Source organism: Polynucleobacter sp. 73C-SIWE, assembly GCF_018882465.1.
Classification (GTDB): Bacteria; Pseudomonadota; Gammaproteobacteria; order Burkholderiales; family Burkholderiaceae; genus Polynucleobacter.
The window spans coordinates 933988-956253 of record NZ_JACVOK010000001.1 but is presented as its reverse complement, the minus strand read 5'-3'; the positions used below and the strand labels follow the sequence as shown (position 1 = coordinate 956253).

16 protein-coding genes are annotated in these 22266 nt (G+C 47.0%); 10 read left to right on the top strand and 6 right to left on the bottom strand.

Annotated features, from left to right (window positions below):
- Positions 1 to 3 precede the first annotated feature (3 nt).
- Together ICN17_RS04920 and polA are read right to left on the bottom strand one after the other, a co-directional pair.
- Entirely contained in the window at positions 4 to 873 is an 870-nt protein-coding gene (locus ICN17_RS04920; protein WP_216236374.1) for a dienelactone hydrolase family protein, read from the bottom strand.
- Between the two features lie 22 nt (positions 874 to 895).
- Positions 896 to 3724 carry a DNA polymerase I gene (gene polA / locus ICN17_RS04915; protein WP_216236373.1) on the bottom strand — a complete coding sequence of 943 codons (2829 nt, stop codon included), beginning with the start codon at positions 3722 to 3724 and terminating at the stop codon, positions 896 to 898.
- Between the two features lie 82 nt (positions 3725 to 3806).
- Here polA and ICN17_RS04910 point away from each other — a divergent pair, with 82 nt between their 5' ends.
- The 3 genes from ICN17_RS04910 to ICN17_RS04900 are packed head-to-tail and all read left to right on the top strand — an operon-like array spanning position 3807 to position 5997.
- Positions 3807 to 4220, top strand: a complete 414-nt coding sequence (locus ICN17_RS04910) for a hypothetical protein (RefSeq protein WP_216236372.1) — start codon at positions 3807 to 3809, stop codon at positions 4218 to 4220.
- A gap of 26 nt (positions 4221 to 4246) precedes the next feature.
- On the top strand, positions 4247 to 5224 hold the full coding sequence (locus tag ICN17_RS04905) for a homoserine kinase (protein WP_216236371.1): 978 nt from the start codon (positions 4247 to 4249) through the stop codon (positions 5222 to 5224).
- A complete protein-coding gene (locus ICN17_RS04900; protein ID WP_216236370.1) occupies positions 5221 to 5997 on the top strand; it encodes a BPSS1780 family membrane protein in 777 nt (258 codons plus the stop codon). Before ICN17_RS04905 ends, ICN17_RS04900 begins: the two co-directional genes overlap by 4 nt.
- Before the next feature lie 15 nt (positions 5998 to 6012).
- On the opposite strand, the gene ICN17_RS04895 is transcribed toward ICN17_RS04900, so the two are convergent.
- Positions 6013 to 8376: a UvrD-helicase domain-containing protein gene (locus tag ICN17_RS04895; protein ID WP_216236369.1), complete on the bottom strand. Its 2364-nt coding sequence runs from the start codon at positions 8374 to 8376 to the stop codon at positions 6013 to 6015.
- A gap of 24 nt (positions 8377 to 8400) precedes the next feature.
- On the opposite strand from ICN17_RS04895, the gene ICN17_RS04890 reads away from it, so the two are divergent.
- Complete coding sequence (locus ICN17_RS04890; RefSeq protein WP_216236368.1) at positions 8401 to 11292, top strand: valine--tRNA ligase; 2892 nt, start codon at positions 8401 to 8403, stop codon at positions 11290 to 11292.
- A gap of 33 nt (positions 11293 to 11325) precedes the next feature.
- Entirely contained in the window at positions 11326 to 12210 is an 885-nt protein-coding gene (gene galU / locus ICN17_RS04885; protein WP_216236367.1) for a UTP--glucose-1-phosphate uridylyltransferase GalU, read from the top strand.
- Between the two features lie 26 nt (positions 12211 to 12236).
- On the opposite strand, the gene ICN17_RS04880 is transcribed toward galU, so the two are convergent.
- The gene (locus tag ICN17_RS04880) at positions 12237 to 12464 is read right to left on the bottom strand and encodes a sulfurtransferase TusA family protein (RefSeq protein WP_216236674.1); all 228 of its coding nucleotides are present in this window, start codon (positions 12462 to 12464) and stop codon (positions 12237 to 12239) included.
- 11 nt (positions 12465 to 12475) lie between these two features.
- The gene (gene alaS / locus ICN17_RS04875; RefSeq protein WP_216236366.1) at positions 12476 to 15100 is read right to left on the bottom strand and encodes an alanine--tRNA ligase; all 2625 of its coding nucleotides are present in this window, start codon (positions 15098 to 15100) and stop codon (positions 12476 to 12478) included.
- Positions 15101 to 15225: 125 nt separating this feature from the next.
- Between alaS and ICN17_RS04870 the strand changes: the two genes are divergently transcribed.
- The 3 genes from ICN17_RS04870 to ICN17_RS04860 all read left to right on the top strand — a co-directional run bounded on the left by ICN17_RS04870 (position 15226) and on the right by ICN17_RS04860 (position 19069).
- Entirely contained in the window at positions 15226 to 15687 is a 462-nt protein-coding gene (locus tag ICN17_RS04870) for a tripartite tricarboxylate transporter TctB family protein (RefSeq protein WP_216236365.1), read from the top strand.
- A gap of 19 nt (positions 15688 to 15706) precedes the next feature.
- On the top strand, positions 15707 to 17212 hold the full coding sequence (locus ICN17_RS04865; RefSeq protein ID WP_087909426.1) for a tripartite tricarboxylate transporter permease: 1506 nt from the start codon (positions 15707 to 15709) through the stop codon (positions 17210 to 17212).
- An 84-nt stretch (positions 17213 to 17296) separates the two neighbouring features.
- Positions 17297 to 19069, top strand: coding sequence for a glutamine--tRNA ligase/YqeY domain fusion protein (locus ICN17_RS04860; protein ID WP_216236364.1), 1773 nt, complete (start codon positions 17297 to 17299; stop codon positions 19067 to 19069).
- On the opposite strand, the gene ICN17_RS04855 is transcribed toward ICN17_RS04860, so the two are convergent.
- Positions 19050 to 19937 carry an SDR family oxidoreductase gene (locus ICN17_RS04855; RefSeq protein WP_216236363.1) on the bottom strand — a complete coding sequence of 296 codons (888 nt, stop codon included), beginning with the start codon at positions 19935 to 19937 and terminating at the stop codon, positions 19050 to 19052. The genes ICN17_RS04860 and ICN17_RS04855 overlap by 20 nt on opposite strands.
- A 36-nt stretch (positions 19938 to 19973) precedes the next feature.
- On the opposite strand from ICN17_RS04855, the gene ICN17_RS04850 reads away from it, so the two are divergent.
- Together ICN17_RS04850 and ICN17_RS04845 are read left to right on the top strand one after the other, a co-directional pair.
- Positions 19974 to 21014 (top strand): 2Fe-2S iron-sulfur cluster-binding protein, encoded by a 1041-nt coding sequence (locus tag ICN17_RS04850; RefSeq protein ID WP_216236673.1) that lies wholly within the window; start codon positions 19974 to 19976, stop codon positions 21012 to 21014.
- Positions 21015 to 21070: 56 nt separating this feature from the next.
- Positions 21071 to 22264, top strand: a complete 1194-nt coding sequence (locus tag ICN17_RS04845; protein ID WP_216236362.1) for an acetylornithine transaminase — start codon at positions 21071 to 21073, stop codon at positions 22262 to 22264.
- Positions 22265 to 22266: the final 2 nt, after the last annotated feature.

Sequence of the window (22266 nt, the reverse complement as noted above, 5' to 3'; positions counted from 1 at the left end):
GGATTAAGCTACTCCATTTTTCTTAAACCAAGCAATGCACTTCTCCCAACCATCTTTAGCGGGGCCTTCGCGATAGGTTGCGCGATAGTCGGCGTGGAATGCATGCGGAGCATCTGGATACACTTCAAACTGAGAGGCTTTAGCAGCAGGATTCTTGGTAGCAGCTTGCGCTAATGCTGCTTTCATTTGATCAACGCTTTCCAATGAAATGCCGGTATCCGCACCGCCATACAAACCCAGCACTGGAGCCTTTAAGTCAGCAGCGATGTCTACTGGATGACGAGGATTGCCTTCAGTCTTCTCGCCAATCAAACGGCCATACCAAGCAACACCGGCGCGCACTTGCGGCAAGGTTGCAGAAAGCCAAGTAATGCGGCCACCCCAACAGAAACCTGTGACGCCCACTCTTTTCAGATCACCGCCATTTTTACCAGCCCATACCAAAGCAGCCTGCAAATCAATTAAGACCTGTGCATCTGGAGTTTTGGCCACAATATTCTTTTGAATCTCTGCCACTGTTCCATAGGAATTGGGATCGCCAGCGCGAATGAATTTTTCAGGGGCTATCGCAAGATAACCTAGCTTTGCAAAACGTCTTGTGACATCTGCAATATATTCATGCACACCAAAGATTTCACTCACCACAATAATGATGGGCAAAGATCCTTTGGATTTTTCAGGGCGCGATACGTAAGCAGGCATCTGAAAGCTTCCTACTGGAATCATTTCCTCGCCAGCTTTCAGACCCTTGAAATCGGTCTCAATGGCAGCGGCTAGTACCGGCTCAGATGCCGTCACAAATCCAACGCCAAGGGCGCCTATTGCCGAAGTTTTAATGAAACCTCTTCTACTATTTTGTATTTTTTCAGTCATTCCTGTCTCCTCATCTCTGTTTCTAGTGCGCTTCTTCCCAATTATCGCCAATGCCAATACTAACTACTAAAGGTACCTTTAATTCGGCAACATTGCACATCAAACCGGGTAATTTAGCCTGCAGGAGTTCGATTTCGTCCATCGGGACGTCAAACACCAGTTCGTCATGCACCTGCAGGAGTAATTTTGTTTTCAATTGCTCTTTTTCAAGCCAATCCTCAACTGCAATCATGGCTAATTTAATGAGATCTGCGGCAGTACCCTGCATCGGAGCATTAATCGCAGCGCGTTCAGCCCCCTGGCGACGTGGACCATTCGAACCCTTGATCTCCGGTAACCAAAGACGGCGTCCAAAGACCGTCTCCACATAACCATTCTCTCTAGCCTCTAAACGAGTGTGCTCCATGTACTGAGCAACCCCAGGGTAACGGTCAAAGTATTTAGCAATATAGTTTTGGGCTGCGGAGCGCTCGATACCTAAATTGCCAGCCAAACCAAATGCGCTCATACCGTAGATCAAACCAAAATTAATGACCTTGGCATAGCGGCGTTGCTCGGAACTCACTTCGTCTAATGGAATACCAAAAATCTCAGCGGCGGTTGCTTGGTGGACGTCCTTGCCATCTCTAAAGGCGGCTAACAAATTGTCATCTTCAGCAATATGCGCCATGATGCGTAACTCAATTTGAGAATAGTCTGCAGAAAGTAATTTGCAACCATCGGCTGGCACAAACGCCTCACGAATACGACGACCCTCTTCGGTCCGCACGGGAATGTTTTGTAAATTGGGATCGCTAGAGGCTAAGCGCCCCGTCACAGCGGTGGCTTGCGAGAAATTGGTATGCACACGACCCGTTTTTGGGTCAGCCATGCGCGGCAGTTTCTCAATATAGGTGGACATCAACTTAGCCAAACTACGATAGTCCAAGATGCGCGCTGGCAAAGGGTAATCTTCTGCTAACTTTTGTAAAACCTCTTCATCAGTAGATGGCGCTCCAGACGGAGTCTTCTTAATCACCGGTAATTCCAGTTGAATAAATAAGATTTCAGCAATCTGTTTGGGCGACTGAATATTGAAGGGTTGTCCCGCAAGTTGATGAATCTCACCCTCTAATTCCAGAAGACGTTTACCAACCTGCTGACCTTGTTTAGCTAATAAAGCGGAATCAATCCGAATACCATTACGCTCCATGATCCCAAGCACCCGCATTGCTGGCAATTCAATCTTTTCATAGACATACAACAATCCAGGGCTTTCCTGAATCTGCGGCCAGAGCTCTAAATGGAGGCGGAGAGTAATGTCTGCATCTTCTGCCGCATAGTCTGTAGCGATCTTGAGATCAACTTGATCAAAGCCAATTTGATGGACTCCTTTGCCGCAGACCTCTTCATAGCGAATCGTCTTCATACCTAGATGACGCTCTGCCAAGCTATCCATATTGTGGGGAAGATGTGACTCCAATACATAAGACTCCAGCAGGGTATCAAATGCAACACCGTTTAAGGTGATTCCATAATTCGCAAAGATATGTGCGTCGTACTTGAGGTTTTGTCCAAGCTTTAAATGTGTCTTACTTTCTAGCCAAGGCTTTAATTTCGCAAGTACGACATCACGATGAAGTTGAACCTCGCCATTACGATGCGCTACCGGAATGTAGCAAGCCTCACCTGGCTTTACCGATAGTGAAATGCCCACTAACTCTGCAGCAAGGGCATCAAGGCTAGTAGTCTCAGTATCGACAGCAGTGAGTTCTGCAGACTCAATTTTCTTTAACCATTTCTCAAGACCTGCTTCATCAGTAATACATTCATAGTTTTTGATGATGGCATCTTGCAAATCTTTCGTGTCTTGTGATAAATCTTTAGTGGGCGAGCTTGCAATTGCCCCAGATTTTTTAGGCGAGGCGCTTTCATCACTTGCTTGATTAGCGATTGGCGTACCCGCTAAGTCAAAGCTAACCTCAGGAGCCTCATGGGGCGGACTTGTCAGCTGTTTTTCAACATCTCGCAACCAAGTCTTAAAGGCATAACGTTCAAATAGCTCTCGCAGTAAAGCAGCATCTTCAGATTTCGCATGAAGATCATCTAAGCCTGGTAAATGTGGCGATAAATCACAGTCGGTTTTAACCGTAATGAGTTGACGTGCTTGAGGCAACCAATCTAATGAAGCTCGTAGATTTTCTCCAACAACGCCTTTTACCTGATCAGCATTGGCCATTAAATGATCAAGATCACCAAATTCTGCTAGCCATTTATTTGCTGTCTTAGGTCCCGCTTTTGGAACACCCGGCACGTTATCAACTGCATCACCAATAATGGATAAGTAATCGACAATACGTTCAGGTGGCACTCCAAATTTTTCAATTACGCCATTGATATCTAACTTTTCATTCGTCATCGTATTAATCAAGGTGACCGATGGATTTACCAATTGCGCTAAATCTTTATCTCCAGTGGAGATGATGGTTTCCCAACCAGCTTGAGTCGCCTGACAAGCCAATGTGCCAATCACATCATCGGCCTCCACGCCAGAAACCATTAATACCGGCCAACCCAAAGCTTTCACAATCGCATGGATCGGCTCGATTTGTTTGACTAAATCCTCGGGCATCGGTGAGCGATGAGCCTTGTACTCGGAATACATTTCATCCCGAAAAGTCTTACCCTTGGCATCAAAAACGCAGGCAATATGGTCAGCCTTGAGCTCAGACCGAGCTCGGCGCATCATATTGACCATGCCATAGATGGCCCCAGTGGGCTCTCCAGCCCCATTTCTGAGGTCTGGCATAGCATGGAAGGCGCGATAGAGGTAGCTAGAACCGTCTACTAACAAGAGTCTATGTTTAGTCATACCGCAATCGTACAATCTAGTTGTGAATTGCCTACAGGTCTGGTTAAGGAACCAGCCTAGAGTAGGCTTAAAAAGGTGAAAAATGATGCATGTTCTAACTAACTTAACTAGCCACATACTCAATCAAAACCTAGCTCTCATGAGTATTTTGGTGGTTTTTGGACTTCTAGGATCTAGCTCAGCACAGGCCCAGAATAACAGCCAGGCCCTAAGCCCTTCAGAACTGAACCGAATCAACAATCAGCCACTTGCACCTATTGCAACCCCCTCTGGTGCTCTGAATTCCCCCCAAAGCCGCAGCCCTAGCTATAAGTACAAAGATGCAAATGGTACAGAAATCACAGAATACAAAGATACAAATAGCCCAACGCAAGTTCAAGTAAAAACAAAGTACACGACCTATGAAATGTCTCCACCAGACTCCGTAAAGCCTGGAGCGCAATCTGGTGAAGGTAATTTACTGAGCGTACCGAGTATCAGCATTCCGATTCAGTAAAAAATTCACAGAATATTTGCTGCTATATGGCTGTTTTCACCCCGATTGAACTCGACGATATTTCTCATTGGATCTCCGAAGACTTCAACATTGGTCAAGCCAACGAAATTCGTGGAATTCATGGCGGTATTGAAAACTCGAATTTTTTTCTCGACACCATTCAAGCTGGCAAAAAACAAGAATATGTTTTAACCATCTTTGAAAGACTGTCCGCACAACAACTGCCCTACTACCTTGAGTTAATGCGCCACCTGGCAAACAAGGGCATCCCCGTTCCAAAGCCGATTGAGAATCACAAAGGTGAAATTCTGTTTTCCCTCAAAGGTAAGCCAGCAGCCATTGTTAGCAAGCTACCAGGCCTATCCAGGCTTCAGCCAGAAGCAAAGCACTGCGCTATGGTTGGCGAGATGCTCGCCAAGATGCATTTAGCTGGAAAAGATTTTGCAAAGACTCAAGAGAACTTGCGTAGTTTAGGGTGGTGGCAAAAAACTATTCCCTTGGTAGTACCTCATCTTAATACCTCACAAAAAGATTTACTCACTCACGAGCTAGCCACTCAAGAAGCATTTTTCAGCTCAGCTGCTTATGACACCATTCCCCAAGGTGCTAGCCACTGCGATCTCTTTCGCGATAATGTCTTGTTTGACACACAAGGATCTACCGATACTTCACAAGATCAATTAGGCGGTTTCTTTGACTTTTATTTTGCTGGTACTGACAAGTGGTTGTTTGATCTTGCAGTTACTGCAAATGATTGGTGTCTTGCGGGCAACAAACAAGACTTAGATCCTGAGCGTCTTGATGCGCTCATGAATGCTTATCAAGCAGTACGCCCCTTAACCAAAGAAGAGCAAGCAAGCTGGCCTCTCATGCTACGTGCAGCAGCTCTTCGTTTTTGGGTATCCCGCCTTTGGGACTTTTATTTACCGAGAGATGCACAAATACTGACACCTCATGACCCGACTCACTTTGAGCGCATTCTTCTAAGCCGTCGATCCCTATGAAACTCAATTCCGTCGCCCCCAAAGAAGGCTATACCTGGATTAGACAGGGTATTTGGCTGTTCAAGCAGAATCCCCTTGGATTCTTGATGCTGGTCTTTATGTATATCTTTGCTGCTCAATTGGCAGTCATTGTCCCAGTGATTGGGGTATTTGCTGTTCTATTGCTGACGCCAACATTGTCGGCTGGCTTTATGACAGCTTGCCGTCAAGCGATTCAGAAAGAGCGCATCAGCCCAATGGTGTATTTAATCGCACTGAGGTCTAGCGCAATCGTTCGTAAACGCATTTTGCAGTTGGGCTTGGTATATGCAGCGCTGATTTTGCTGATGAGTTTTGCATTAAGCCTCTTGGTTGATTTTGAATTACTGATCCCATTAATGACAAGTGATAAAGCCATCACGCCTGAAGCACTCCGCCAAATTTATTTGGTACTTTTTTTCGGAGGTCTTCTATACGTTCCGATAGCAATGCTGATGTGGTTCTCTCCAGTGCTGATAGCCTGGGCAGATATGTCAGTTGCTCAAGCGCTCTTTTCGAGCTGCCTTGCTTGCTGGACCAATAAAGCAGCGTTTTTTTTGTATCTCTCGATTTGGAGTGTGATTCTGATTGCCATCCCACTAACAGTAGGCATGATTTTTGATGCGATCGATTTGGGTCAAGCAGCTTCTTTCATCATTGCACCGCTTTCCATGGCTGGCTTAACGGTAATGCACTGCTCTTTCTATGCAACTTGGAAGGCCTGCTTTACTGAAGAAGAGGTATTAGCTTCTTAAGATTTTCTAGAGCCATCAGTCAATGGCAGCAAGCTTAGCAATACTAAGTTGCAACCACTTTACGCCGTGGCGCTTGAAGCTCACTTGAGCACGCGCATCAGCATCAACACCTTCTAAGCCTGTAACACGACCCTCGCCGAACTTGGTGTGAAATACATTCTGGCCAATCGTAAATGGATAATTGCCCCGTGGAGGAGAGGCTAATCTCTTCACCTCCATCGAAGCAGACCCTACTCGCTTAGTAGGTCTTTGATGTTCGCTACCAGAGTCAAAGAAGTCATTGGATTCATACTCGCGTTGGCGGGTGTAGCCATCTTGCCATGTAGATCCCGATCTAGTGCTGCCGCCCCAGCGTGCATCTTTTGCTTTGGGCGTTAACCACTTCAAAGATTCGGAGGGTAGTTCTTCTAAAAAACGTGACGGCATGTTGTAGCGCACTTGCCCATGCAGCATGCGCGACTGGGTATGAGACAAATACAAGCGCTCTTTCGCACGCGTAATCGCAACATACATCAAGCGCCGCTCTTCCTCTAGGCCATTTTGTTCATTGATACTATTTTCATGAGGGAATAGACCCTCTTCAAGACCCGTGATAAATACCGAAGTGAACTCCAATCCTTTTGCAGAGTGCACAGTCATTAACTGCACTGCATCTTGCCCAGCTTGGGCTTGGTTATCGCCCGCCTCTAAAGAAGCATGAGATAAGAAGGCCGCCAGAGGCGACACCTCCACAACGCCAGGCGCATTTTCACCAGGCAGCATCGCTGCCGCAGCATCCTGGCCATAACCCTCTTCTGCAATAAAGGCAGTAGCAGCATTAATTAATTCTTGTAAGTTCTCTACGCGATCTTGACCTTCGCGCTCTGAAAGGTAATGCTGAATTAAACCACTATGCTGAATGACAAACTCAACCGTTTCAGGCAGTGTGTTGTGACGCGTAGCTTCACGCATATGATCGACTAAACGTACGAACCCACCGAGTGCAGCACCAGCCTTGCCCTCCAAAGAAGATGCAGCTGTATATAAAGAAGATTGCTGATTTCTAGCAGCATCTTGTAAGGCTTCGATGGATCTTGCACCAATACCGCGGGTTGGGAAGTTAACTACCCTTGAGAATGAAGTGTCATCATTCGGGTTCTCAAGTAAACGCAAATAAGCAAGAGCATGTTTAATTTCAGCGCGCTCGAAGAATCGTAATCCGCCATATACCCGATAGGGAATAGCAGCGGAGAACAAGGCGTGCTCAATGATGCGGGACTGTGCATTGCTTCTATACAGCAATGCTACTTCCGTACGTTTGATTCCGCTATTGATGAGTGCCTTAATTTCATCAACTAACCAAGCAGCTTCAGCATGATCACTTGGTGCCTCGTAAATTCTGACTGGCTCACCATGGCCTGCATCAGTTCTGAGATTTTTACCAAGACGCTCAGAGTTATTGGCAATCAAATGATTTGCCGTGTCCAGAATATGACCGTGTGAGCGATAGTTCTGCTCCAACTTCACCATCAATGGGTGAAACTGCTTTTCATAAAGCCGCATGTTTTCAACGTCAGCGCCACGGAAAGCATAGATACTTTGATCGTCATCACCCACTGCAAAGACGGAACTACTTCCGGCACCACTCACATTAATACGACTAGCATCATGGCCTGACAATAATTTGAGCCAAGCGTATTGCAAGGCATTAGTGTCCTGAAACTCATCAATCAAAATATGACGGAAGCGTTCTTGATAATGCGTCCGAATTGCCTCGCTGTGCTTCAGTAATTCATAGCTACGCAACAGGAGTTCAGCAAAATCTACTACACCTTCACGCTGACATTGCTCATCATAGGCTGCATAAAGTTGCGCCATCTTTGCCTGAAAATCATCGCCAACCGATAAATCTTTGGCGCGCTGTCCGCGTTCTTTGGCATGAGCAATAAAGTACTGCAACTGTTTTGGAGGGTACTTTTCATCATCTACCTTCAAACCCTTTAAAAGACGCTTGATAGCCGAAAGTTGATCTTGGGTATCCAAAATCTGAAAAGTAGATGGCAAACCTGCTTCTTTATGATGAGCTCGCAATAAACGGTTACAAAGGCCATGGAAGGTGCCGATCCACATGCCCCGAGTGTTGATAGGCAACATGGCACTTAAGCGCACCATCATCTCTTTAGCGGCTTTATTGGTAAAAGTGACCGCTAGGACGCCAATAGGGGATACCTGACCAGTCTGAATCAACCAGGCTATACGGGTGGTGAGGACGCGGGTCTTACCGCTACCAGCCCCAGCCAAAATCAAGGCTGATTGGGCTTGGCCGTTTTCATTGACAGGCGGGAGGGTCACTGCCTCGCGCTGTTCTGGATTGAGGTTCGCGAGCAAGTCAGAGTACATCGCCCCAATTATAATTTGCCTCTTATGCCAAATGCCTCAAATACCCCTAATTCACCAGCGGCCAGTTCTGCAGACGAACTCGCCAAATCCTATGAACCCGCCCCGATCGAAGCCTATTGGGGCCCTGAGTGGGAACGCAGGGGAATTGCTGATGCCAGCATGGATGAAGGCAAAGGTGACTTTTCAATTCAACTACCACCACCGAACGTCACTGGCACCTTACACATGGGTCACGCTTTTAACCAGACCATCATGGATGGCTTGGTACGTCATGCCCGTATGTCTGGCAAAAATACTTTATGGGTTCCAGGAACTGACCACGCAGGTATCGCCACCCAAATCGTTGTCGAGCGCCAGCTCGATGCCCAAAAAGTTTCTCGCCATGATTTAGGTCGTGAGAAATTTTTAGAAAAAGTGTGGGAGTGGAAAGAAACTTCCGGCAATACCATCACCCGTCAGATTCGTCGCTTAGGTGCCTCGATTGATTGGGGTAAAGAATATTTCACAATGGACAGCAAAATGTCCAAAGCAGTGGTGGAAGTATTTGTACGCTTACATGAGCAAGGTTTAATTTATCGCGGCAAACGTTTAGTTAACTGGGATCCTGTTTTAGGAACTGCCGTATCTGATTTAGAAGTAGTCAGCGAAGAAGAAGATGGTTCGATGTGGCACATCCGCTATCCACTGGCTGATGGCTCGGGCCACTTAACCGTTGCCACCACCCGCCCAGAAACCTTGCTGGGTGACGTTGCGGTGATGGTCAACCCAGAAGATGAACGCTACAAACATCTCATTGGTAAGTCGGTCAACCTGCCTTTATGCAATCGTCAAATTCCGATCATTGCAGATGACTATGTTGATTTGAACTTTGGTACTGGTGTGGTGAAGGTAACTCCTGCGCATGACTTTAATGACTACGCAGTAGGACAACGTCATCAATTACCGCTCATCAACATTCTCACTTTGGATGCCAAGATTAATGAGAATGCGCCAGCTGCTTACCAAGGCATGGAGCGCTTTGCTGCTCGTAAAAAAATTGTTTCTGATTTAGATGCAGCAGGCCTATTAGAAAAAGTTCAACCACACAAGCTCATGGTGCCACGCGGTGACCGCACCCAAACGATTATTGAGCCCATGCTCACAGACCAATGGTTTGTAGCAATGTCTAAGCCAAGTCCTGATAACAAATATCAACCTGGCTCATCCATCGCTGGCGCTGCCTTAGATGCAGTTACTAAAGGTGACATTAAGCTCGTTCCAGAAAACTGGATTAATACTTATACGCAGTGGCTAGCCAATATTCAAGACTGGTGCATCTCTCGTCAACTCTGGTGGGGCCATCAAATCCCGGCCTGGTATGGCGATGATGGTCAGATCTTTGTTGCGCGCTCTGAAGAAGAAGCCAAAGCGAAAGCTGCTGCTGCAGGCTATACCAGCAAACTTAATCGCGACCATGATGTTCTAGATACTTGGTTTAGCTCTGCCCTGGTTCCATTCAGCTCTCTGGGCTGGCCTGAAAAAACGCCTGCTTTAAATCACTTTCTACCGTCGTCAGTTTTGGTAACCGGCTTTGACATCATTTTCTTCTGGGTAGCACGCATGGTCATGATGACCTGCCACTTCACTGGCAAGGTACCATTTCATACTGTCTACGTCCATGGCTTAGTGCGCGATGCCGAAGGTCAGAAGATGAGTAAGTCCAAAGGTAATACCCTGGACCCAATCGATTTGATCGATGGCATCCAGATCGAAGAGTTAGTGGGGAAACGCACTACTGGCTTGATGAACCCCAAACAAGCAGAAAGTATTAGCAAGAAAACTAAGAAAGAGTTTCCAGATGGCATTCCTGCTTTTGGAACGGATGCCTTGCGATTTACATTTGCATCTCTAGCTTCTCTTGGTCGCAATATTAATTTTGACCAAAAGCGTTGTGAGGGCTATCGCAACTTCTGTAATAAGCTTTGGAATGCAACCCGCTTTGTTTTGATGAACTGTCCAGGCGGTGATGAAGACAATGGCTTAGCGCCTTGTGATAATCAATGCGGGCCCGAAGGTTATTTAGATTTCTCACCAGCAGATAAATGGATTGTTTCTCAATTACAAAGAACTGAGGCTGAGGTTGCTAAAGGCTTTGAGAACTATCGCTTTGACAACATTGCCGGCAGCATCTACCAATTTGCTTGGGATGAGTATTGCGACTGGTATCTAGAGCTTGCTAAGGTCCAACTGCAAACAGGAACTCTGGCACAACAACGCGCTACCCGCCGCACCCTATTGCGCGTCCTTGAAACCATCTTACGGATGGCGCATCCATTGATTCCATTTATCACCGAGACCCTTTGGCAAACGGTTGGACCAAAGTCTGGAAAAGATTTGGCTAAACAAGCAAAGCAAACGATTGCACTCCAGCCCTACCCCGTTTCTCAGCCAGAAAAAATCGATGAGAAAAGCGAAGCCTGGGTAGCACAAATCAAAGCGATTGTGGATGCCTGCAGAAACTTGCGCGGCGAGATGCAAGTTCCTCCCGGTCAAAAAGTACCGCTTTGGATTTACGGCCCAGAAGAATTCCTGGTAAGAGCTACTCCATATTTGACAGCGCTTGCCAAATTAACTGAAGTCAAAATCTATAGCGACGAATCTGCTCTCGAAAAAGATGCGCCGGGAGCGCCAATTGCTCTGATAGGTGATATCAAACTCTTGCTCAAAATTGAGGTGGATGTTGCCGCTGAACGCATTCGCCTTAGCAAAGAAATTGAGCGCCTTGCAAATGAGATCAGCAAGGCCAAGGGCAAATTAAGCAATGAGAGCTTTGTGGCTCGCGCCCCAGCTGAGGTTGTCGCCCAAGAAAAGCAACGTCTGACTGGTTTTGAGCAAAATCATGAGAAGCTTGTTGCACAATTAGAGCGTCTGAAATAAAACAGTAGTAAATCCAGAGCGATCGGAATCCTTATGCCATTAGCCACTAAAGCCGTTACCAAAGCCGTTTTTCCTGTTGCCGGTTTAGGCACTCGTTTCTTGCCTGCTACTAAAGCAAGCCCGAAAGAGATGCTCAATGTGGTTGATAAGCCTCTCATTCAGTATGCTGTTGAAGAAGCCATTGCAGCAGGCATTACTGAAATGATTTTTGTTACCGGTCGTAGCAAACGCGCAATTGAAGATCACTTTGATAAAGCTTATGAACTTGAAGCAGAGCTTGAGGCTAAAAATAAAACAGCTTTACTAGAGATCGTTCGTAGCGTTAAACCCAGTCACGTGGATTGCGTTTATGTTCGCCAGCCTGAAGCCTTAGGCCTTGGCCATGCAGTATTGTGCGCTGAAAAATTAGTTCGTGACGAACCCTTTGCCATCATCTTGGCAGATGACTTATTAGATGGCCAACCACCAGTACTCAAGCAAATGCTCAAGGTATTTGATGAGGAAAATGGTTCTGTGATTGCCGTAGAGAAAATCGATCCCGCTAAGAGCGGTTCATACGGCATCGTCTCTGGCGCTGAAGTGGCCAAGGGCATTTACCGCCTTAACGGTATTGTAGAAAAACCGCAACCTAAAGATGCTCCTTCCAACTTAGCTGTTGTGGGTCGCTATGTTCTATCTTCTGATATTTTCAGTCACATTCGCAATCTCAAACCCGGTGCTGGTGGCGAGATTCAACTAACCGATGCGATTGCATCCTTGCTTAAAGAAGAGCCTGTATTTGCTTATGAATACGATGGTGTTCGCTATGACTGCGGTAGCAAGCTTGGCTACCTCAAAGCTTCGGTTGAATTCGCCTTACGCCATCCTGAATTGAGCTCTGACTTTGCAGCCTACTTAAAGGGCCGCTCTTTAACCTAAGACGTTCGGCTTTTTTCGGATCTTGCTTATCTTCTCTTAAGGAAGAAAACCAAGACGTCACCTTCAGTAGTACTAGCAATGAGTTCATTACCAGTTTGTTTGGCAAACGCTGGAAAGTCGTGTGCCGCGCCTGCATCAGTAGCCTTAACCTTCAGCACATCTCCCGATTGCAAAGTTGCCAAAGCCTTCTTGGTGCGCAAAATTGGCAACGGGCAATTCATACCAATCGCATCTACCTCTGCGGTAAAAGCAATATTTTGATCACTCATTTGCTAGCCACCCAGTCTTTAACACCCTCTAATGCCGCGCCCAACTTGCTAGGGTCGTTACCACCAGCCATTGCCATTTCTGGTTTACCGCCGCCCTTGCCACCTACTTGCTGAGCAACAAAGTTCACGAGATCGCCTGCTTTTACTTTTCCGATAGAGTCTGCAGTAACGCCCGCAATCAAACTTACCTTATCACCCTGTACGGATGCCAACACAATTGCTCCAGTTTTAAGTTTGGCTTTAAGTGCATCCATCGTTTCACGCAAGACCCCTGCATCAGCACCATCTAAACGGGCCGCTAATACTTTGAGGCCATTAATATCAATTGCTTGACCAGCTAACTCGTCACCTTGGCTTGCAGCCAACTTCGAGTTCACTTTTTCTAGCTCACGCTCCGCCTGGCGTAAGCTTTCTTGCAATTGAGCAACGCGATTTACTAAATCACCTGGATGGGTTTTCAGAATCGCTGCAGCCTCATTAATCTTATCTTCCATGCTTTGCAGGAAGTGAAGTGCATTGTTGCCAGTAACTGCCTCAACACGACGAATACCAGCGGCTACACCACCCTCAGAAACAATCTTGAGGCTACCGATATCACCGGTGCGAGATACGTGCGTACCGCCACACAACTCTTTAGAGCTACCAATTTCTAGAACGCGCACTTCTTCGCCATACTTTTCACCAAAAAGCATCATGGCACCAGTCTTTTGCGCATCGTCTAAAGACATCACCTTGCCTGAGGTAGCAGTGTTCTCCAAAATCTCTTGATTCACAATGTCTTCTATTTTGCGAATTTGCTCGGCTGTAATGGGGGCATTGTGCGTAAAGTCAAAACGGGTCTTAGAAGCATCTACTAATGAACCTTTTTGCTGCACATGATCGCCCAGCACTTCGCGCAAAGCTTTGTGTAGGATATGGGTAGCACTGTGATTACGCATGGTATCGGTTCTTTGCTGAACATCGACTAAGGCATTGAGCGCGTCACCCACCTTCAGCTCACCCTCGAGTAACTCGCCTTGATGCCCAAAGACATCAGCCTGAATCTTGAAGGTATCTTCCACTGCAAAGCGGACGGTCTCATTGCGAAGCTCGCCTTTATCCCCAACCTGGCCACCAGACTCCGCATAGAAAGGGGTGTGATCCAACACGATCACTACAGCATCACCCGCCTTCACTGACGTCACAGGAGATCCATCCACATACAAAGCGCTTACCTTAGCGCCCTCATGTTTTAAGGTGTCGTAACCATGAAATTGAGTAGGCTGGCCTTTGTAATCTAGACCTTGAGCAACTTTGAACTTACCGGCTGCCCTAGCTTGATCGCGCTGCTTTTGCATCGCCACCTCAAAACCTGCGGCATCAACTGTCACACCACGCTCACGACAAACGTCAGCCGTTAAATCTAGCGGGAAACCAAAAGTGTCATGCAAGCGGAAAGCAGTTTCTCCATCAACTACTTTTGCACCGCCTGCCAATGCGCCATCCAGTATTTCCATGCCATTGGCAATCGTTTGGAAGAACCGCTCTTCTTCTTGCTTCAGCACTTCACCCACTTTATCTTGAGCAGCACGCAACTCTGGATAAGCGTCGCCCATCTCTTTTACCAAGGCAGGTACTAATTGGTAAAAGAATGGTTTACGTGCACCTAGCTTATAGCCATGACGAATAGCACGACGGGCAATACGACGCAACACATATCCGCGCCCTGCATTACCCGGAATCACACCATCCACAACAATAAAGCTGCAAGCACGAATATGGTCAGCAATCACTTTCAGTGATGGGCTTTGCGCATCACAGTTTTGACCACCAGCAGCATCCACTGCATCCTTGGAAGCCTTGAGGAGATTGACGAAGAGATCAATCTCATAGTTAGAATTGACATGCTGCAAAACAGCAGCAATACGCTCAAGACCCATGCCAGTATCCACACTAGGCTTGGGCAATAAATGCATGACACCTGCTTCATCGCGGTTGAACTGCATGAAGACGTTGTTCCAAATTTCAATATAGCGATCACCATCTTCATCTGGACTGCCTGGAGGGCCGCCAGGAATATGATCACCGTGATCATAGAAAATTTCTGTGCAAGGACCACATGGTCCGGTATCACCCATCATCCAGAAATTGTCAGAAGCGTAACGCGCGCCCTTGTTATCGCCGATCCGAATAATGCGGTCTGCTGGAATGCCAATCTGCTTATTCCAAATCTCATAAGCCTCGTCATCTTCTGCATACACAGTGACTAACAGTTTTTCTTTAGGCAACTTAAATTCTTGCGTCAATAAATCCCATGCAAGCTGAATCGCATCTTTCTTAAAGTAATCCCCAAACGAAAAATTACCCAACATCTCAAAAAAGGTGTGATGACGTGCGGTATAGCCAACGTTATCCAAGTCATTATGTTTACCACCTGCTCGGATGCACTTTTGAGCAGTCGTGGCCCGGCTGTAGGGACGCTTATCAAAGCCCAAAAACACATCTTTGAACTGGTTCATACCCGCATTTGTAAATAGCAGGGTTGGGTCATCCCCCGGAACTACCGGACTGGACGGAACGATTTGGTGGCCTTTTCGGGCAAAGAAATCCAGGTATGCCTGGCGAATTTGGGAGACTTTCATGGCAATAATTATCGCATTGGCCACCTTCTAGGGCAAACCCTAGAAAAGATACCCCTTGGGTGCTTTACAATCCCACAACATCAATAAATAGATCGGCGTTTGAGTCGATTCACAAGGAGCACAACTTGAAAGTTCGCAACCAACGGGATTTGGGGGCTGGGATCATGTATATGGTCATTGGCGCCTTCTTTGCCATCGTAGCAACCCGATACCAAATGGGCACTGCGGCCAAAATGGGTCCTGGCTATTTCCCATTCTATTTAGGCCTTCTGATGTTCTTCCTGGGCTTACTAGTAGCCGTTAAGGCATTTAGCGCTAAAGCTGCGATTGAATCAATCCCCAAATTTAACTGGCGGATCATTGCTCAAATTACTGGCGCAGTAGTTCTCTATGGACTTTTGCTTCCAAGACTCGGTTTTCTGATCGCTGTGGTGGTTTTGGTTTTCGTAGCAGCAAGTGCCAGCAGAGAGTTCACCTGGAAAGGTACTCTGATTAATGCTGCCTTCTTAGTGACCTTCACTTACTCAGTTTTTGTATTGGGTCTGAAACTTCAGTTCCCGCTCCTGCCAGCATTCCTACAACAATAAAGAACCGGGACACTACAAAATGGATTTATTTGCTAATTTAGGTCTCGGTTTCGAAACCGCATTTACCTTACAAAATCTCATGTACTGCCTCATCGGCTGTATTTTGGGAACCCTCATTGGCGTGCTGCCTGGCTTAGGCCCTATCGCTACTATTGCGATGCTTTTGCCAGCAACCTACGCATTACCTCCAATTGCCGCATTGATCATGTTGGCTGGTATTTACTACGGCTCACAGTACGGCGGATCCACAACAGCGATTCTTCTCAACATTCCCGGGGAGACGTCGTCGGTGGTGACCGCAATTGACGGCTACCAAATGGCCCGCAATGGCCGAGCTGGTGTGGCTTTATTTACAGCTGGAACAGCGTCCTTCTTTGCAGGATGTGTAGCAACTTTGGTCTTGGCTGCTTTTGCCGCCCCACTCTCGCAGCTCGCATTTAAGTTTGGTCCTGCGGAGTACTTCTCACTTATGGTCTTAGGTCTAATTGGTGCGGTTGTTCTGGCATCCGGCTCTTTGATCAAAGCGATCGGCATGATCATCTTGGGTTTGTTAATGGGCTTAATAGGTACTGACGTGAACTCTGGTGTCTCACGCTATGCGTTTGATATTCCTGAATTGAGCGATGGTATCGGCTTCGTTGCGGTTGCTATGGGTGTATTCGGCTTCGCTGAAATCATGGGCAACCTTGAAAAAACTGGTGACGACGAAGGCTTCCTCAATAAATTGACCAGTATGGTTCCAAGCAAAAACGATTTAAAGCGTATGGTCCCATCCATTTTGCGTGGCACAACGATTGGTTCCGTCTTAGGTATCCTGCCTGGCGGTGGAGCAGCTTTAGCAGCATTCGGTGCCTACTCAGTTGAAAAGAAATCCTCCAAGTACAGCCATGAATTCGGCAAGGGTGCGATTGAAGGTGTTGCAGGCCCTGAGGCAGCAAACAATGCTGCAGCTCAAACCTCATTCATCCCACTACTGACTTTAGGTATCCCACCAAATGCTGTGATGGCCTTGATGGTTGGTGCGATGACCATTCATAACATTCAGCCTGGTCCACAAGTAATGACCAGCAACCCAGCATTATTCTGGGGCTTGATCGCTTCGATGTGGATTGGTAACGTGATGCTGATTCTCTTGAACTTGCCACTGATTGGTATCTGGGTAAAGCTCTTGAAGATTCCTTATCGTTTCCTATACCCAGCAATTTTGGTGTTCTGCTGTATCGGTGTGTACACCGTTAACAACACCGTGTTTGACGTATATGTAACTGCAGGCTTTGGCTTGATTGGCTACCTGTTCTTCAAGCTTGGTTGTGAACCTCCTCCATTACTGTTGGGCTTCGTGCTCGGACCAATGATGGAAGAGAACTTCCGTCGTGCTCTATTACTGTCACGCGGCGACTTCACTACCTTCCTGACCCGCCCACTTTCCTTAGGGTTGCTAATTGCAGCCGCCCTACTGGTAGTGATCGTGGCCTTGCCAGCAGTGAAGAAGACTCGCGAAGAGGCTTTTGCCGAAGAGGATTAAATTTAATCATCCATCAGGAAACGAGCCCGCAGCAGTTTGCGGGCTTTTTCTTTATTGGCCCAGGCTTTTCTCTACAATGTGGCTATGTCCCAAGATAGCAAACCCTCTAAAGCCAATGCTGGCGCTGTGGCCGAGCCCTCCAACTTCTTACGTCAGATCATTGATCATGACTTAGCAAGTGGTGCTTTTTCACAGAGAACCAATTTGGCTGGCGAGGCAATTCCGTCGATCATTACCCGTTTTCCGCCCGAACCAAATGGCTATTTACATATTGGTCATGCAAAAAGTATTTGCTTGAACTTTGGCCTTGCCGCTGACTACAACAATCAACCCGGTGGTGCGCGTTGCAATATGCGCCTTGATGACACCAACCCAGTTAAGGAGGATGTTGAATACGCCGACAGTATTTTGGATGCTGTCAAATGGTTAGGCTTTGATTGGGATACTCACCTTTACCATGCTAGCGACTACTTTGATCGTCTCTACGAATTTGCCGAAATTCTGATTCAGAATGGCAAAGCTTATGTCGATAGCCAAAGTGCTGATGATATTCACACTAATCGCGGCAACTTTGGTCAAGCCGGAAAAAATAGTCCGTACCGCGATCGTAGTCCCGAAGAGAATCTCTCCCTGTTTCGTGAGATGCGGGATGGCAAATTTAAAGATGGTGAACATGTTCTACGCCTAAAGATTGATATGGCGCATCCAAATATCGTGATGCGTGACCCAGTGGTCTACCGTATTCGCCATACCGATCACCATCGTACGGGCAGTAAGTGGTGCATCTACCCCTTATATGACTTCACGCACTGTATTTCTGATGCACTAGAGAATGTCTCTCACTCGATTTGCACTCTTGAGTTTGAGAACAACCGCCCGCTATATGATTGGATTGTGAACTCCCTTAAAGAATTGGGTGTGTTTAAAGATCCTGTGCCACATCAGTATGAATTTGCACGTCTGAATCTGACCTACACCATCACCAGTAAACGGAAGTTACTGCAGTTGGTTGAAGAAAACCATGTTGATGGTTGGGATGACCCCCGCATGCCAACGATTGTCGGTATCCGTCGTCGTGGCTATACCCCAGAAAGCATTCGCTTGTTCTGTGAGCGCATTGGTGTCTCTAAAGCAGACAGCTGGATTGATATGAGCACCTTAGATCAAGCGCTGCGAGATGATCTTGAAGTCAGAGCGCCGCGCGCCACAGCAGTGCTCAAACCACTGAAGTTAGTGATTGAAAACTTTGATGCTGCTAGTAAAGAACCATGCTCAGCACCACGTCATCCACAGCACCCCGAATGGGGCAATCGGGAATTTCATTTCACCCGCGAATTGTGGATTGAAGAAGATGATTTTATGAAAGAACCCATTAAAGGTTTCTTCAGATTATTTCCACCCATTGGGGATCAGCCCGGAAGCCGTGTTCGTTTGCGCCATGGCTTTGTAATTGAATGCACCGGCTTTGAGACTGACGCCAATGGTAATGTGATTCAGGTGAATGCGACCCACTTCCCTGATAGCAAGAGCGGCACTACTGGCTCAAATAACTATAAGGTGAAAGGCAATATTCACTGGATTAGCGCTGCTGAAGCTATTCCGACTGAAGTGCGTCTATACGACCACCTCTTTAGCGACCCGCATCCTGATAGTGGTGACAAGAATTTCTTGGACACCATTAATCCGAACTCTAAGCAAACCATTTCTGCTTACCTAGAGCCTTGCATGAAGGATGTCAAAGCTGGAGAACGTTTCCAGTTTGAACGCCATGGTTACTTTGTTGCTGATGAATCTGATTCCAAACCTGGTAAGCCAGTATTTAATCGTACCGTTGGCCTTAAGGATTCCTGGAAATAGTTTTCAGAAAATGGCCTACGCTCGGATAGCGTAGCGGCCTTTTTAATTCATGCAGGCGAGTATTGGTTACTCTTCTTGACTCACGCATAAATGACCACAGCATTGGGCTGACTAATTTTTGCAATTGAGCGCCTGGCATTCTGGGTGGTCGATCTAGACCGAAAGCATCAGCCACCTCATCAAAGTAATCGCCCATTTTAGTTTCACCGCCATCACACGTATTAATCACTCTTTGTGGCCTACCGTGATAAACCGCAGCGCATACTAAGCTCGCCAAATCATCGCTATGAATGTGATTGGAATAAGCGTCCTCTTCAGAAATTAGTGCCGGTGTTTTAGACTGCAGGCGCTCAATAGGTAGACGGTTAGTGGCATAAATTCCCGGCACACGCAAAATCGTTAAAGCCACCCCATGAGTGGGTGCCCATAAACGTAATGCGCGCTCAGCATCCACTCTTCTTTGGGCGCGCTCACTCTGAGGGCTGACTGGGGTTACTTCACTGACTTTGGCGCCCCCATGATCCCCATAGACACCTGTGGTGCTGATATAGATCAGACGCCTGACGGCATTAGATCCTTGGGCTAAAATTCGGATTAGGTTGCGGGTTCGGCAATCACGATTTCCCTGGTTTTGGGGTGGTGCAAGATGAATGACGGTTTGAGCTAAACCCGATAGGCGCCACAAAGTTTCTGGCTGATCCAGATTACCCAACAGTGGAATCGCGCCTACCTCCCTCAACTCCTGAAAACGACTTTGTTGAGAAGTTAAAGCGAAAACTCGATGGCTACGGGCAAGCTGTTTTGCTACCCGAAGACCAATGTCACCGCAGCCAATAATCAGGATTGAAGGTTTACCAAAAGATTGCATAAGTAATATCGTAACGATTTATTGAAAGGAATGAGAGTGTCTTACCAGGTCACGCTCAAAACGAGCGGCAAACAATTTACCGTTAACCAGGATGAAACGCTCCTGGAGGCCGCTCTGCGTCAAGGCATCAAGCTGCCCTATGGCTGCAAAAACGGTGCTTGTGGATCCTGCAAGGGCAAAATCATAGAGGGTCAGGTAACCCATGGCCAGCATAGCGAGAGCGCCTTAAGCAAGTCTGATGAGACTACCGGTAGTACTTTATTTTGTTGCGCCCATCCCCAGTCCGATCTATTGATTGAGGCTCGTGAAGTTCAGGGCGCTGGCGATATTGCTATTCGGAAAGTTCCTTGTCGAGTCAATACGATTGAGCATCCTAGCCATGATGTCGCTATTTTGAAGCTGCAACTTCCCGCTGCTGAACGCTTTCAGTTCCTAGCTGGCCAGTATCTGGAGTTCCTCCTCAAGGATGGCCAGCGCCGTGCCTACTCCATTGCCAATGCCCCAGACCAAGAAGGTCCGCTTGAGTTACATATCCGTCATTTACCCGGCGGCGTATTTACCGACTTTGTATTTGGGACAAGCAGCCCGGCATTGAAAGAAAAAGATATCCTGCGCTTTGAAGGTCCTTTGGGCAGATTCTTTCTCAGAGAAGATTCTCAGAAACCCATCATTTTTGTTGCTGCAGGGACTGGATTTGCTCCGATCAAATCCATCATCGAGCAAATGCAGGCTAAAAAGATTCAAAGGCCCATTGAGCTCTATTGGGGTGGACGTCGTCCCGGCGATCTCTACCTAGATGATTTATGCAAGGCCTGGCAAAAAGAGATTCCTAATCTCAAGTACATTCCGGTGATCTCAGATGCCCTCGAAGAGGATGCCTGGAGTGGTCGAACTGGTTTTGTCCACCAAGCTGTGATGGCAGATCATCCTGATATGAAAGACCTTCAGGTCTATGCCTGTGGCGCACCAGTCATGGTAAATGCCGCACGGGACGACTTTTCATCCAAATGTCACCTACCTGAGGAAGAATTCTTCGCAGACTCATTTACTAGTGCCGCAGATTTAGCCACCAACTAAATTCCGATAAAGTTAGATAATAGAAACCTCATTAGCCCCAATTACTCAAGTTCAGTATGAATAAGCCAGCCCAAGCGATCGACACCCATGCAGTGATGTTCATCACCCAACGTCCAGACGTCGTCATGGTCGAGGGTAAGGGTTCATGGTTAACAGACAACAATGGCAAACGGTATTTAGATTTCTTGCAAGGTTGGGCTGTGAATTGCTTAGGTCACAGCAATTCTGGAATGATCGAAGCACTCAACGCGCAAGCAAAAAAACTGATTAATCCAAGTCCAGCGTTTTATAACGAGCCAATGATTGGTTTATCTAATCTGCTTACAGAAAATAGTTGCTTTGACAAAGTCTTTTTCGCCAACAGCGGCGCTGAAGCAAACGAAGGTGCTATCAAGCTTGCGCGCAAATGGGGTCAACTTCATAAGAATGGCGCTTTTGAAATTATTACCTTTGATCATAGTTTTCATGGTCGCACCATCGCCACTATGAGCGCCTCTGGCAAGCCAGGCTGGGATACGATGTTTGCTCCACAAGTTGCTGGATTTCCAAAAGCAGATTTGAATGACTTGGAGTCTGTCAAAAAATTGGTGACTGATAAAACTGTTGCAGTCATGCTTGAGCCAGTTCAAGGTGAAGGTGGCGTGATCCCCAGCACTAAAGAATTTATGCTTGAACTACGTAAGTTCACCAAAGAAAACAATATTCTTCTCATTGCCGATGAAGTGCAGGCCGGCTGCGGCCGTACTGGCACCCTCTTTGCCTACCAGCAATACGGAATTGAGCCGGACATCATGACTTTGGGTAAAGGTATTGGTGGTGGTGTTCCATTAGCAGCCCTGATGGCCACTAATGCAGCAGCTTGCTTTGTACCAGGCGACCAAGGTGGTACTTATAACGGCAATCCACTGATGACTGCTGTAGGCATTAGTGTGATTGAGCAATTACTGGCCCCAGGATTTTTAGAGAGCGTCAAAGCTAAGGGTGAATTACTAAAATCAGAATTACTCAAGCTGGTTGCAGAATTTAATCTTGAGGGTGAGCGTGGTGAAGGTTTATTGCGTGCCCTTATGCTTGGCAAAGATACCGGCGGAAAATTGGTTGAGCTCGCTCGCGATCGCAGCCCTGAAGGTCTATTAATCAACTCGCCAAGACCAAACTTATTGCGCTTTATGCCTGCCCTGAATGTCAGTGACGATGAGATTCGTCAGATGTGCGGCATGCTGCGTGAGCTACTTAAACAAACCGCTTAAGG